Annotated in this window: 7 protein-coding genes; 1 reads left to right on the forward strand and 6 read right to left on the reverse strand. The window is 71.7% G+C overall.

What is annotated here, in order from left to right; translation table 11 throughout:
• Positions 1–33 precede the first annotated feature (33 nt).
• The 3 genes from ACGFYQ_RS28225 to ACGFYQ_RS28235 all read right to left on the reverse strand — a co-directional run bounded on the left by ACGFYQ_RS28225 (position 34) and on the right by ACGFYQ_RS28235 (position 3,454).
• Positions 34–2,313, reverse strand: coding sequence for an NHLP family bacteriocin export ABC transporter peptidase/permease/ATPase subunit (locus tag ACGFYQ_RS28225; protein WP_393748621.1), 2,280 nt, complete (start codon positions 2,311–2,313; stop codon positions 34–36).
• Positions 2,310–3,116 carry an HlyD family efflux transporter periplasmic adaptor subunit gene (locus ACGFYQ_RS28230; protein ID WP_393748623.1) on the reverse strand — a complete coding sequence of 269 codons (807 nt, stop codon included), beginning with the start codon at positions 3,114–3,116 and terminating at the stop codon, positions 2,310–2,312. The genes ACGFYQ_RS28225 and ACGFYQ_RS28230 overlap by 4 nt, the downstream gene beginning before the upstream one ends.
• Positions 3,117–3,214: 98 nt before the next feature.
• Positions 3,215–3,454: a hypothetical protein gene (locus tag ACGFYQ_RS28235; RefSeq protein ID WP_393748625.1), complete on the reverse strand. Its 240-nt coding sequence runs from the start codon at positions 3,452–3,454 to the stop codon at positions 3,215–3,217.
• A gap of 451 nt (positions 3,455–3,905) precedes the next feature.
• Between ACGFYQ_RS28235 and ACGFYQ_RS28240 the strand changes: the two genes are divergently transcribed.
• Positions 3,906–5,822 carry an NAD-binding lipoprotein gene (locus ACGFYQ_RS28240; protein ID WP_393748627.1) on the forward strand — a complete coding sequence of 639 codons (1,917 nt, stop codon included), beginning with the start codon at positions 3,906–3,908 and terminating at the stop codon, positions 5,820–5,822.
• Between the two features lie 67 nt (positions 5,823–5,889).
• On the opposite strand, the gene ACGFYQ_RS28245 is transcribed toward ACGFYQ_RS28240, so the two are convergent.
• The 3 genes from ACGFYQ_RS28245 to ACGFYQ_RS28255 all read right to left on the reverse strand — a co-directional run bounded on the left by ACGFYQ_RS28245 (position 5,890) and on the right by ACGFYQ_RS28255 (position 12,594).
• Positions 5,890–7,839, reverse strand: a complete 1,950-nt coding sequence (locus tag ACGFYQ_RS28245) for a flavin monoamine oxidase family protein (protein WP_393748629.1) — start codon at positions 7,837–7,839, stop codon at positions 5,890–5,892.
• Positions 7,840–7,989: 150 nt separating this feature from the next.
• A complete protein-coding gene (locus ACGFYQ_RS28250; RefSeq protein WP_393748869.1) occupies positions 7,990–10,677 on the reverse strand; it encodes a SpoIIE family protein phosphatase in 2,688 nt (895 codons plus the stop codon).
• Positions 10,678–10,788: 111 nt separating this feature from the next.
• On the reverse strand, positions 10,789–12,594 hold the full coding sequence (locus tag ACGFYQ_RS28255) for a VanW family protein (RefSeq protein WP_393748631.1): 1,806 nt from the start codon (positions 12,592–12,594) through the stop codon (positions 10,789–10,791).
• Positions 12,595–12,664: the final 70 nt, after the last annotated feature.

Here is a 12,664-nt window from a genome sequence, read left to right on the forward strand (position 1 = left end):
TACTCGTACGGGTACTGGTGCGGGTACGTCACCTCAGTGCTCCTTGACCAGTTCGGCGTACGGGCCCCGCGCGGCGACCAGATGCTCGTGCCGACCGCGTTCCACGACCGTGCCCCGGTCGAGCACGACGATCTCGTCGCTGTCACGCACCGTGCTCAGCCGGTGGGCGATGACCACGCAGGCGCAGCCGCGGCGCCGCAGGTTGTCGATGACGGTCTGCTCGGTCACCGCGTCCAGGGCGCTGGTCACTTCGTCGAGGACCATGACGCTGGGGCGGCGGACCAGCGCCCGGGCGATCTCCAGACGCTGGCGTTGGCCGCCGGAGAAGTTCCGGCCGTCCTGCTCGACGCGGCTGTGGATGCCGCCCGGGCGGCGGGCGACCACATCGTGGACGGCGGCGTCCTGGAGGGCCGCGACGACGGCCTCGTCCGGGATCGAGGGGTCCCACAGCGTGACGTTGTCGCGGACGGTGCCCTCGAAGAGGAAGACGTCCTGGTCGACGAAGGAGACGGAGGCGGCCAGCGCGCTGCGGGGGATGTCCTCCAGCCGCATCCCGTCGATGCGGATGGCCCCCTGCCACGGGGTGTGGAGGCCCGACATCAGCCGTGAGACGGTGGATTTGCCGCTGCCGGAGCCGCCGACGAGCGCGACCTGCTGCCCGGGTCCGACCGACAGCGAGAAGTCCTTGAGCAGCGGGGCGTCCAACGGGCTGTAGCCGAAGGTGACGTTGTCCAGCTCCACGTGGCCTGTGAGGCGGCGGGTGTCGGCCGCGGGCTCGCGCCGCGAGAAGACCGGGTCGACGGGGAAGTTCTCCACGTCCTTGAGGCGGGCCACGTCGGCCGCGAAGTCCTGGATCCGTCCGGCGACCCCGCCCAGCCGGGAGATCGGCGCGGTGAAGCTGGTCACCAGGGTCTGGAAGGCGACGAGCAGGCCGACGGAGAGGTGCCCGTCCACCGCCCGCAGGCCGCCGATCATCAGGATCAGCGCGCTGTTGAGCGCCGCCAGCGTGGGCGCGACGATCGCCAGCCACGCGCTGGGCACGCCGAGCCGCTGCTGCACGTCGAGGGTGACCGCGTGCTGTCCGGACCAGCGGCGGAAGAAGCTGTTCTCGCCGCCGGTGGCCTTCATCGTCTCGATGAGCTGGAGACCGCTGTAGGACGTGTTCGTCAGCCGGGCGCTCTCGGCCCGCAGTTTCTGGGTACCGGTGGCCCTCAGGTGGATCACGGTCCGGATGGCCACCACGTTGAGCAGCGCGATCAGCACGCCCACGACGGTGAGCTGCGGGTCGTACGTCCACAGCAGCACCGCGTAGAGCACGACCACGACGGAGTCCACGGCCGCGGCGGCCAGGTCCCGCGCGAGGGTCTCGGCGACCGCGTCGTTGGACTGGAGGCGCTGGACCAGGTCGGCCGGGTTGCGCTGGGAGTAGAAGGTGACCGGAAGTCTGAGCAGGTGCCGCAGGAAGCGGGCGCTGCCCAGGGTGGAGGAGATGACGCGCCCGCGCAGCAGATTGGCCTGCTGGAGCGCCGTGAGCGTGCCGGTGAGCAGCAGCGTGACGGCCATCGACGCGAACAGCACCCCCAGCAGGGACGCCTGCTCGCCGATGAGGAACATGTCGATGTACGTGCGGCTCAGGGCCGGGGTCGTCGCGCCGACGGCCACCAGCAGGAGGCTGGAGACGATGGCGGCGGCCATGGTGCCCGAAGTGCCGCGCAGGCGGGCCGGCATGGCGCCCAGGACGCTCGGCCTGCGGCCGCCGCGGCGGAAGCCGTCGCCGGGTTCGAAGGTGAGCACGACACCGGTGAAGCTGGTGTCGAACTCCTCCATGGGGACGAACCGGCGGCCCTTGCCGGGGTCGTTGATGTACACGCCCCTGCGGCCGAAGCGGCGGCCCATGCCGTCGTAGACGACGTAGTGGTTGAACTCCCAGAAGAGGACGGCCGGACCCCGCACCTCGGCGAGCGCGGCCAGGTCCATCTGCATGCCCTTGGCCTTCAGCCCGTAACCGCGGGCGGCCTTGAGCAGGTTGCTGGCACGGGAGCCGTCGCGGGAGACGCCGCATCCGATGCGCAGCTCCTCCAGGGGGACGAAGCGGCCGTAGTGGCCCAGCACCATGGCCAGGGCGGCGGCGCCGCACTCCACGGCCTCCATCTGCAGCACGGTGGGCGTGCGTACGGGGCGGGGCGTCCTGCCCCTGGGGGCGGGCGCGGTCTTGCGGCGGGTGCCGCCCTTGGGCTCGGGGCGCTGGCGCCGGCGTCCGGCGGGAGGGAGCTGGGGTGCTCGGGGAGGCGTCCCGGTCGGCGACGCGGTCATGGCAGCAGCCAGTCGACGGGGCGCTGCGCGGCGAGGTGCACGGTACCGGTGACCGGGGTCGTGGAGTCGACGGCGTACGGGGGCCCGTCCGCGGAGGACCATTTGTAGCCGGACCTGGTGGCGGAGGAGCGCTCCAGTTCCACGAGGACCGCGACCGGGTTGCCCTGCCTGGCGAACTGTTCGGCGAGTCCTTTGTCGCCGAGGAAGCCGCTGATCTGCGCCGCCGTCTGAGGGGCGCGGCCGACCGTCTTGACGCGGCCGCGCAGCATGCCGAACCGGTGCTGGGGGGCCGACTGGACGCTCAGGTCGACCGAGGCGCCCACGGGGATCGTCGCGCTGCCGGCGCCCGGCACGTACAGCACGGCGAGCAGGGGGTCGTCCGAGTCCTTCACGTGTTCCACCGCCGCGACGTCCGCGCCGGTCGCGACGACCGAACCCACCTTGGCGAACAGTGTCGTCAGCCGGCCTCCGGTCACCGCGCGCACCGGCCGGTCGCCCTGCTCCGTACGGACGTTGAGCAGGGGCGCGCCAGGGGCGAGGAGCTGGCCCTCCTCGGCGAGGACTCCGGTCACCTGTCCCGCGACCGGACTCTGCAGCACGTAACTGCCCTCGGCGTGGGTGAGGATGCCGGGTGCGCTCAGCTTGGCCGAGACGGTGCCGGTGAGGGCCCAGAAGGTCGCGGCGGCCATGACGACGACCGTCACGGCCAGTACGAGCCGCCCCTGCGGGCGCGCGAAGCGTACGGGAAGATCGAGTTCTTCGGGCGATTGCAGCTTGGAAAGAGCCTTTTGACGAAACTGCACGGACTATTCCTTCAACTGCATTCGTGTCGTTCGGGCACGCGAGCAGCCATGAACCCCGGAGCCGCGGGGGGCGCTCCGGGGTTCATGGGATATCCCGCTCAGAGACCGGCGCGACCGGTGTTCACCGAAACGCCGGTGATGCCCGAGACCAGGCCGGGGACGTTGCTGACGAGACCGGTCGCGGCCTGGACGGTGTCGAGGGAGCCCACGACGCCCACGATGCCGCTGACGTCGCTGGTCACGGCGCCGGCCAGGCCACCGGAGATGCTGACGATGCCACCGGAGACGGCGTCCAGCTCGGAGTCGGCCATCTCACGGGTCTCAAGGTCGTTACGCATTATGCGCACCTTTCATTTGGGGGGAATGCGCGGCCGTCATTTCTCGACTGCCGCGGTGCGCAGATGAAAGCACGCGAACGGGTTAGCGGGCCAATCCTGTTGACGCACCCTCATGGGCAGATGACCGCCTCCGACTACCGGCGTGCAGCTTCATTCACCGAATGGTGACAACTTCTCCGCAGGAACGAGTAACAGATACGCGCGGCCCGCCACCCGCACGGGATCAATGGGGACAAACACCCGCCAAAACACGGGGAGGTGTCCGGCACGCGGGTGAACTGTGAAAGCGGGCAGGTGCGGCCACGCACACGATGTGCAGGTTTTCGGAAGGCGCGCGGGGTGACCGGCTCGTCACAGCGGGTGTACTCCGGGGCGGCCGGTTCCCTACTGTGAGTCCTGAGGTGGCGGTCAGCCGCCCGACTGGCGCGTCGTCTCATGCTCGGGAGCTTTCGTGACGCAGGACCACACGACGTCCCTCCGGCTGCGGCTTCGGTACCGGTTCGACCATCTGGTCGCGGGCGGGACCACCGCGCTCATCGGCTGGCTCGCCCTGGCCTGCCTCGCGGTCGTCGTCCCGGCGAGCACGGTCCTCGTCTGGTCCGACCGCACGGCCCCGAGCACGCTCTCCGGCCGGCTCACTGCCGTGTGGGTCAGCGTCGGCCAGACCCTGAAGATCGGGGGTGCGGTCGGCTCCCCGCTCCACGTGCTGGCCTCCGTGTCCCTCGCCCTGGTCGCCCTGCTGTTCGTGTCGACCCTGGTCAGTCTGATCACCACGGGTATCAACCGGCGCATCATGTCGCTGCGCCGCGGCCACTCCACCGTGCTGGAGGCACGGCACACCGTCGTACTGGGATGGTCCGACCAGGTGTTCCCCGTGATCGGGGAGTTGGTCGCCGCCCATGCGAATCAGCGCCGGTCGGCCATTGCCGTGCTCGCCCAGAAGGACAAGGTGGAAATGGAGGAGGACATCTCCGCCCGCGTCACCGACCGCGGCAGAACGCGGATCATCTGCCGCAACGGCAGCACCACCGACCCCACCGACCTGTGCCGGGTGAGTCCGCGGACCGCGAAGGCGGTTCTCGTCCTGCCTCCCGCCGGGGACGGCGGTGACGCCCACGTCGTGAAGACCCTGCTCGCCCTCGACGCGGCCGCCCCCGGGGCGGGTGACGCGGTGGTGGTGGCCGCGGTCCGTGACACCCGCAACCACGAGACCGCCAGGCTGGCCGCAGGGCCGGCGGGACACGTCCTGTGCGTCGACGACATCGTCGCCCGGCTCCTCGTGCAGACCGCGCGCCAGCCCGGCCTCTCGCTCGTCTACCAGGAACTGCTGGACTTCGGGGGCGACGAGTTCTACACCGCCGCCGCCGAAGGGCTCGCGGGACGCACCTTCGGCGAAGCCCTGCTGTCGTTCGCCACGTCCGCCGTGGTCGGCCTGCTGCGCGCCGACGGCGGCGTCGCCCTCAATCCGGACCCCGGTACGGCGATCGGCGCGGGCGACCGGATCATCGTCATCTCACAGGACGACGACACGGCCGTACAAAGCGACGTGGCCTCCTGCGTCGAGGAGGAGGCGATCGTCACGGCCGGGGCCAGGATCCCCGCGGCCGAACGCCTGCTCCTGCTCGGCTGGAACCGCCGGGCTCCGCTCATCGTGGATCAGCTCGACCAGTACGTGAGCCCCGGAACCACCCTGGATGTCGTGGCGCTCGGCGACGGCGCGGCGACGCGCGGCGCCGGTGACATCGCAGGGGACCGGCGCCTCGAAGTGGTCTTCCACAGCGCGGACATCACCGACCCGCTCGTGCTGGCCAAGCTGGACGTACCGTCGTACGACAGCGTGATCGTGATCGGTGAGACGGACCCGGCGGCCGCGGCCACGGCCACGGCGACCGACATGGAGGCGCAGGCAGACGACCGGACACTGGTCACACTGCTGCACCTGCGGGCCGTCGGGGAGGCCGCACAGCGGGAACTCGCGCTCACCACCGAGATGTCCGACGACGGCAACCGGCTCCTCGCGCCCGCCCGCGAGGGAGCCGACTTCATCGTGAGCGGCAGGCTGATCAGCCTGCTGATGACCCAGATCTCGGAGAGCCGCTACCTCGCCGACGTGTTCGCGGAGCTGTTCGACGCGGAGGGGCACGAGTTCTACCTCAGACCGGCCGCGGACTACGTCCGGGCCGGTCGCGCGGTCTCGTTCGCCACGGTCGTCGAGTCCGCACGCCGCCGCCGCGAATGCGCGGTCGGCTACCGGCTGCGCGGGCAGACCGCCACGGGCCCTGCCTACGGGGTGAGGATCAATCCCGACAAGCGGGAGCGGGTCCGATTCACCGAGGGCGACTGGCTGATCGTGCTCGCCGAAAGCTGACGGACCGCCGGAGCCGCGCCGGCGGCCGCCCTGCCTTCGGGCGGCGGTCGGCGCGGCTCCCGGTCACTCACGACGCCAAGTGGACCTCCAGCGCGGCCCGGACCGCGGATTCCAGGGCTCCTTCGATCCACGCGGGCTTGATGGAGGTGTGGCACCCGGCGAAGTGCAGGTTGCCCTCGGCCTTGCGGACATGGGGGAAGAGCTCGGTGTGCTGGCCGGGCAGCAGGACGGACGCCTCACCGTAGGCATATGGATCGCGCATCCAGGACTGGGTGCGGCCGACTCCGGTGTAGAACACCTCGATCCGTTGCCCGAACACCTCCTGGACGCCGGCCAGGGCGCGCGGGTACCGCTCGTCGTCGTCCAGGGAATCCCACTTCAGGGCATCGTCCGACCAGCTGTAGGAGGCGAGGACCACCCCGCCGGCGCTGCCTTCGACGGGGTAGGACGGCTGGAACATGAAGCGGTTGGGATTGTCGGTCGCCGAGCCTCCCCCGATGACGCCCGCCGCCTCGGGCTGGTCGCGGGTGACCAGGCGGCAGGCGGCGTAGTGGGCGCGCTGGGCGTCGGAGATGTGGCCCTTGGGCACGGAGGGGTGGGCACCCAGCAGCCCCCCTGCCTCCGGGGCCTGCGCGAGCTGGTACTTCCGGTACAGGCCGGGCTTCACGGCCTCCAGCTCGCGCTTCCAGTCGGCTTCGTCGAACTCCCACCAGCGGCGGCTGAATTCGAGGAGCACCTTGGTGGCGGCGTCGTAGTGCAGTTCGGTGACCGCGCGCCGCTTGCCGTAGGAGAGCGCGGGGGTGACCGGGATGTGGCGCAGTCCGGAGAAGGGGACGGTGATGATCGCGGTGTCGGCGGTGAAGGTCTCGCGCTGCACGGGGCTGCCGCCGCGGCCCTCGGACACGGTGTCGATGCTGACCTTGCCCTCGCCATGGGTGATCCGGGTGGCGCGGCGGTCGAGCCGTACCAGGTCCTCGACCCGGGCGTAGAGCGCGTCCGCCAAGGTGGCGGTGCCGCCGGGCAGTTCGAAGAAGGCGGTGTCGGGGCTGATCAGCGAAGCCCCGATGAAGCTGTGCACGAAGGCGAGGTGCAGACGGGAGGTGAGGTTCTCGACCGTTCCGATCAGGTCGATGGTCCGCTCGTCGAGCTCCGCCTCCTCCGTCAGGTACCGGTACATCGACATGTGGCCGTAGCGCTGGATGACACGGGCCCAGCCCTCGACGAGTTCCCTGTCCTTCTTGCCCTCGATCTCCTTGCGTACGGGAGCGAAGGCGCCCCGGACGATCTGCGCGGCGGGCACGGACTCGTAGGCCTGCGGCACTCCGAAGGAGCGGTTGATCGCCTGCGGGGCGCGCGCGTAGTCGGCCCGGCGTGCGCGGATGCCGTTGACGTGGATCCACGTCCGGTACGCGGGGCGGCCGGCCCCGTCGACGTCGACCAGGTGGAAGCGCCGGCGCTTGAGGCCGAGGCTGTCCATCAGCCCGGTGACCAGCGGATGGCTGTCGGGGATGCGCATGGCCCCGGCCTCGGCGTACTGCTTCGGGTCGGCGAAGGGTGCGGCGGACTTCTCGTGGCCGCCGGTACGGAAGGTCTTGATCCGGCCGCCCACCCGGTTCGCGTTGGCCTCGATGACGGTGACCTGGTGCCCGGCTTCACGCAGCAGGTGGGCGGCGGTGAGCCCGGCGGGCCCGGCGCCGACGATCAGTACCTTCCTGCGGGCGCGGGACCGGGGCAGGCCGTTCTTCAGGAGGATGTCCGCGTACCGCGGCACCAGGGGCTGGTCCTCATCGTCCCGTACGAGGACGGCCCGGGCGATGGTGAGGCAGGTGTCCCAGTCGGGGCGTGCGGCGCCGGGGCCGGCCGGCGGGGTCTCGGCGGAGGCGGCGGCGACCGTCAGCGCGCCGGCTCCCGCGACCGCGGCGGCGCCGGCGATGACGGTACGGCGGGACGGCCTGCGGGAAGGCTCCGGTGCGGGCTCGTCCGAGGGTTCAGGGGTGGCAAGCGGATCCATGATCATGGCTCAACTCTTGCCGCCCGCCCGGGCCCGGACGATCAAAAGGCCGTGGGTCGGCAAACAACCACCCGGACGTGCGTCGCGGACCGCCCGACGCTGACGAACTGGGTTTCGCACGGGCGGCCGCGAGCCGCGGGAACGCCCCGCCCCCCGTCAGAGGGGGTCCACGTCCAGGAAGGCCGCGAGGCCGGGTTCCGCGCCGCCGGAGGAACCGGGCAGTGTCTGTTCCGCCCAGATGACCTTGCCGTCGGGGGTGTACCTGACGCCCCAGTGCTCGCTGAGCTGCGCCACCAGGAACAGCCCGCGCCCTCCCTCGTCCGTGGTGGCGGCGTACCGCAGGTGCGGGGCGGTGCTGGTGCCGTCCCACACCTCGCAGGTCAGCGCGTGGTCGTGGAGCATCCGGACCCGCACCGGCGCGCTGCCGTGCCGCACGGCGTTGGTGACCAGTTCGCTGAGGATCAGTTCCGTGGCGAAGACGAGGTCGGTCAGGCCCCACTCCTCGAGCTTCTCCGCCGCCGCTTTCCGCACGGCGCCGACCGCGCTCGGCTGGTACCGCACGTCCCACTGCGCGACCCGGTCCGGGCCGAGCGTCCGCGTCCGGGCGATGAGCAGGGCCACGTCGTCGGCCGGCCGGTCCGGCAGCAGCAGGTCGAGCACGGCACGGCAGCTCTCGTGCGGGTCCCGGTCGGGATGGCTCAGCGCCGCGCGCAGCAGTTCCAGCCCCTCGCCGATGTCCCGGGTCCGCTCCTCGACCAGCCCGTCCGTATAGAGGACGAGCTGGCTGCCTTCGGCCAGGTGGAACTCCGCGGTCTCGAACGGCATGCCGCCCAGCCCCAGCGGCGGGCCGGCCGGCAGGTCCACGATCTCGGTGGTGCCGTCGGGGGCGACCAGCAGGGGCGGCAGATGGCCCGCCCGCGCCATCGTGCAGCGTTGGGACGCCGGGTCGTAGATGGCGTACAGGCAGGTCGCGCCCAGGATGCCGCCGTTCGCGCCGTCGCCGACCCCGTCGTGGTCGATGCGCTGTACGAGGTCGTCGAGCCGGGCGAGGATCTCGTCGGGCGGCAGGTCGAGGGAGGAGAAGTTGTGCACGGCCGTACGGAGCCGCCCCATGGTGGCCGCGGCGTGCAGCCCGTGCCCGACGACGTCTCCGACGACCAGCGCGACCCGGCTGCCCGGCAGCGGGATCACGTCGAACCAGTCGCCGCCCACCCCGGACTGCGCGGGCAGGTAGAAGTGGGCCACGTCCACGGCGCTCTGCTCGGGGAGGGCGCGCGGCAGCAGGCTGCGCTGGAGCGTCTCGGCGAGGGCGTGTTCCCGGGTGTAGCGGCGGGCGTTGTCCATGCTGACCGCCGCGCGGGCGACGAGTTCCTCGGCCAGCGACAGCTCGTCCTCGTCGAAGGGCTCCGGTTTCTGCGACCGCCAGAAGTTGACCACGCCGAGCACGACGCCCCGGGCCCTGAGCGGGGCCGCGATGAGCGAGTGGATCCCGTACTCGATGATGGCCCGGGCGCGCGGCGGGTCCTGGGCGTGCCATCCCGGCGCGTCCTCCAGGTCGGGGACCAGCTCCGCCTCGCCGGTGCCGTAACCGCGTGCCTGCGGGGTGGACGGCAGGAAGTCGATCAGCCGGCCGAGGGGGTAGAGGGGGTGGTCGGAGCGAATGCCGTTGACCGCCGTGCGCCGCATGTCGGCGCCCGGGCCGGGCTCGTCGCCGTCCAGCACCGGGTCGGCCAGGTCGACCGTGCAGTAGTCCGCGAAGCGGGGGACGGCGACGGCGGCGAGTTCCTCGGCCGTCCGCACCACGTCGAGGGTGGTGCCGATGTCGCCTCCCGCGTCGTACAGCAGCTTGAGGCGCCTGCGGGCCGTCTCCGCCCGGCTGGTCAGGACCTGCATCTCGGTGGAGTCGCGGATGGTGACCGCGCAGCCCTCCGGCCTGCCACGGGGGTGGGTGGGACGCTGGTTGACCACGAGCAGCCGGTCCCCGGTCGCCAGCACCTCGTCGGTGGTCTCCCGGCCGGACAGCAGCAGGTCGGCCATCGGGCGGTCCAGGCCCGGTACGTCCCCGATGCGGCGTCCCTCGGCGTCCTCCGGCAGGCCGAGCAGCCGTTTGGCCTCGTCGTTCGCCAGCAGGAGCCGCCCTTCGCCGTCGGTGATCAGCACCCCTTCGCGGACGGCGTGGAGCACCGCGTCGTGGTGCTCGTACATGCGGGTCATCTCCGACGTGCCGAGCCCGTGGGTCTGACGGCGCAGCCGTCGGCTGATCAGCGCCGTGCCCACGGTGGCCAGGGCCAGGCCGGTCGCGATGGCCAGGAGGATGACGGGGAGCTGGCGGTCGACGACACCGGTCACGTTCTTCACCGTCAGGCCCGCCGACACCAGCCCGACGACCCGGCCGTCGGGCGCGGTGACCGGCACGACCGCCTGGATCTCCTTGCCGAGCGGACCGTCCACGCTCTCGGTGTAGGTGTGTCCGGCGAGCGAGGGCTCGATCGTGCCGACGAACCGCTGTCCGATGCGTTCCGGCTGGGGATGGCTGTACCGGATGCCGTTGGTGTCCATCACCACGATGAAGTCCACCCCGGCGGCCTTGCGCGTCGTCTCGGCGAGGGGCTGCAGGACGGAGGACGGGTTCGGGGTCTTGAGCGCGTCCTGCAGACCGAGGGAGTGGGCGAAGGTCTGGGCGACGGAAACCGACCGGTTGCGTGCCTCCCGGTCGATGTCGTGCCGCGACTGGAGCACCAGGGCCAGCAGGGCGCCGGCAGCGAGCAACACCACGATCGCCACCTGGAGGACGAAGACCTGTCCGGCGACGCTTCTGAACTTGTTGCCTAGGGGTGACCGCACCGACGTGCCCGGCACGGGTGGCAAGGAATGGTCACGAACCCATTTGTAGCACTTCCGGGCGCCCAAAGCTCTCAGTCGGCACGGTTCGCACCCGGACGGTCACCCGTCGGCTCACACCTTCAGGCCGGTCCCACCGGTCTGCGGGGTGCCGGCGGTCTTCGTGGCCTTCGGCGTCTCACCGGCGTTCGGGGTCTCCGCGGGCTCCGGGGTGCAGGTGACCTCGTCGCGCGGCGTGTAGTGCGTCTTGAACTCTTCGCGCCTGACCTCCCGGCCGCCCTGGACGAAGACGCGGCCGACGGTCACGTCGAAGCCTTCGAGCGGGGTCTGGACCTCGCACGTCGGTCCGCTGCCCGTCCGCTTGCCGGGCTCCGTGATGTGGGTGCGCGGTCCCTTGGTCGCCCGTACCTCGTCGTACTTCTTCGTGCCGAGGAGGGTGATGGTCAGCGACGTGTCGGTGGATTCGGCCTGGATGTAGAGGGCGTGCCCGGAGTCGTTGATCCAGCGCAGGTCGAGGGTGCCCCACGCGACCGTGGCCTCGCGGCCTTCGGGGTAACGCTCGATGTAGAAGGAGTGGGCTCCGTGCTCGACGGGCTTCAGGCCCGCGAAGAACGCGGCGTTGTACATGGTGGTGGCGACGGCCGAGACGCCGCCGCCGGGCGATTTCACGTACTGCCCGTCGTTGATCATGATGCCGTCGACGAAGCCGTTCTCCGGGGTGCGCTCGCCGACCGTCCGGTTGAAGCTCCACTCCTCGCCCGGCAGGACCACGGAGCCGTTGATGAGCTCCACGGCACGGCCGATGTTGGTGGTGCGGTACGGGGCGGCCGGGAAGGCGACCGTGAACGAGGAGACCTTCTCCTTGATGCCGAGCCGCCGCGCCTCGGCGCTCGTGAGGTCCGGCTGGACCGCCACGGTGGCGACCTCGCCGCTGCGGGCCGCGCCCGAGCGGGTCAGCAGCGGCAGCACGGCCCGGCCGAACGCCGACTCCGTGACCTGGCGTCCGGCGCGGCCGTGGTCCCCGAGGACCACGCGGCCGTCCGCGGCGAGGCCGAGAGCGGCGTCGCGCGGGGCCTGGGTGGCCTCCTCGACGGGGCGGGCCACGGCGGGCTCGGCGAGCAGGCCCTTGGCGTCCAGGGCGGGCACGAGGCGGCCCTGGCCGTCGGCCTTCATCTTCAGGTGCTCGCCGAGGACGGCGGGGGTGATGGATATGTGCTTCCCGGCGACGGCGAGCGTGACGGGCCCCGACATCGCCGGCTTCGCGAACTGGCGCATGGCCCGTCCGGTCTCCTCGGCTCCGACGCGCGGCTGGGTGCGCTCGACCGGCAGCACGACGGGACCGGCGTCCGCCCGCAGGTACGCGTCGCGGAGGGTGTCGACGGCGCTGTCCCCGATCAGGGTGACGCCGGGCTCCGGGGCGACGGCCTTCGCCGTGCCCTTCTCGAAGGCGATCGAGCCGTCGCGGGCCTGCCGGCCGGCGGCCGCGCCGATGCGGTCGACGGCGGCCCGGCCGGCCCGCTCGTCCACGCGGATCACGGGCTCGACGTCCCGGTCGCCGGAGGCGAAGAGGCCGCCGATGACGGTGGCCGGGCCGTACCCCTTGCGGGCGGCGCGGTCGACGGTCGCGGCGGTGTCGAGGGACAGCCCGAGCGCGGCGGGATCCGCCTTCTCGACGCGGTCGCCGATCTTCATCGCGACCGGCGCGGCGGCGGTGGGCCCGAGCTGCCGGGCCAGCGCCTGGCGTGCTTCCGCCCGGCTCATCCCGCCGATGTCGATCCCCCGGACCCGGGTGCCCTCGTCGATGTCGCCGCCTGCCACGAGCCCGGTGACGTAGAGGCCGCCCAGTCCGAGTACGAGGGCTCCGCCCGCCACCGGCAGGGCGATCCGCCAGTTACCCGTCCAGCTGCCTGCGCGTCCCATGTCTCTCCCGGCCGGTATACGACGATTCCGGGAAATAATGATTCATGGAAAATGGGTCATTCGGGGGCAG

This window comes from Streptomyces sp. NPDC048258, assembly GCF_043201995.1.
In the GTDB taxonomy this organism is placed as follows: Bacteria; Actinomycetota; Actinomycetes; order Streptomycetales; family Streptomycetaceae; genus Streptomyces.

Bases quoted from the DNA above. Each gene is read 5' to 3' on its own strand.
- ACGFYQ_RS28225 (WP_393748621.1), bottom strand. From the start codon at position 2,313: ATGACCGCGTCGCCGACCGGGACGCCTCCCCGAGCACCCCAGCTCCCT.
- ACGFYQ_RS28235 (WP_393748625.1), bottom strand. From the start codon at position 3,454: ATGCGTAACGACCTTGAGACCCGTGAGATGGCCGACTCCGAGCTGGAC.
- ACGFYQ_RS28245 (WP_393748629.1), bottom strand. From the start codon at position 7,839: ATGATCATGGATCCGCTTGCCACCCCTGAACCCTCGGACGAGCCCGCA.
- ACGFYQ_RS28255 (WP_393748631.1), bottom strand. From the start codon at position 12,594: ATGGGACGCGCAGGCAGCTGGACGGGTAACTGGCGGATCGCCCTGCCG.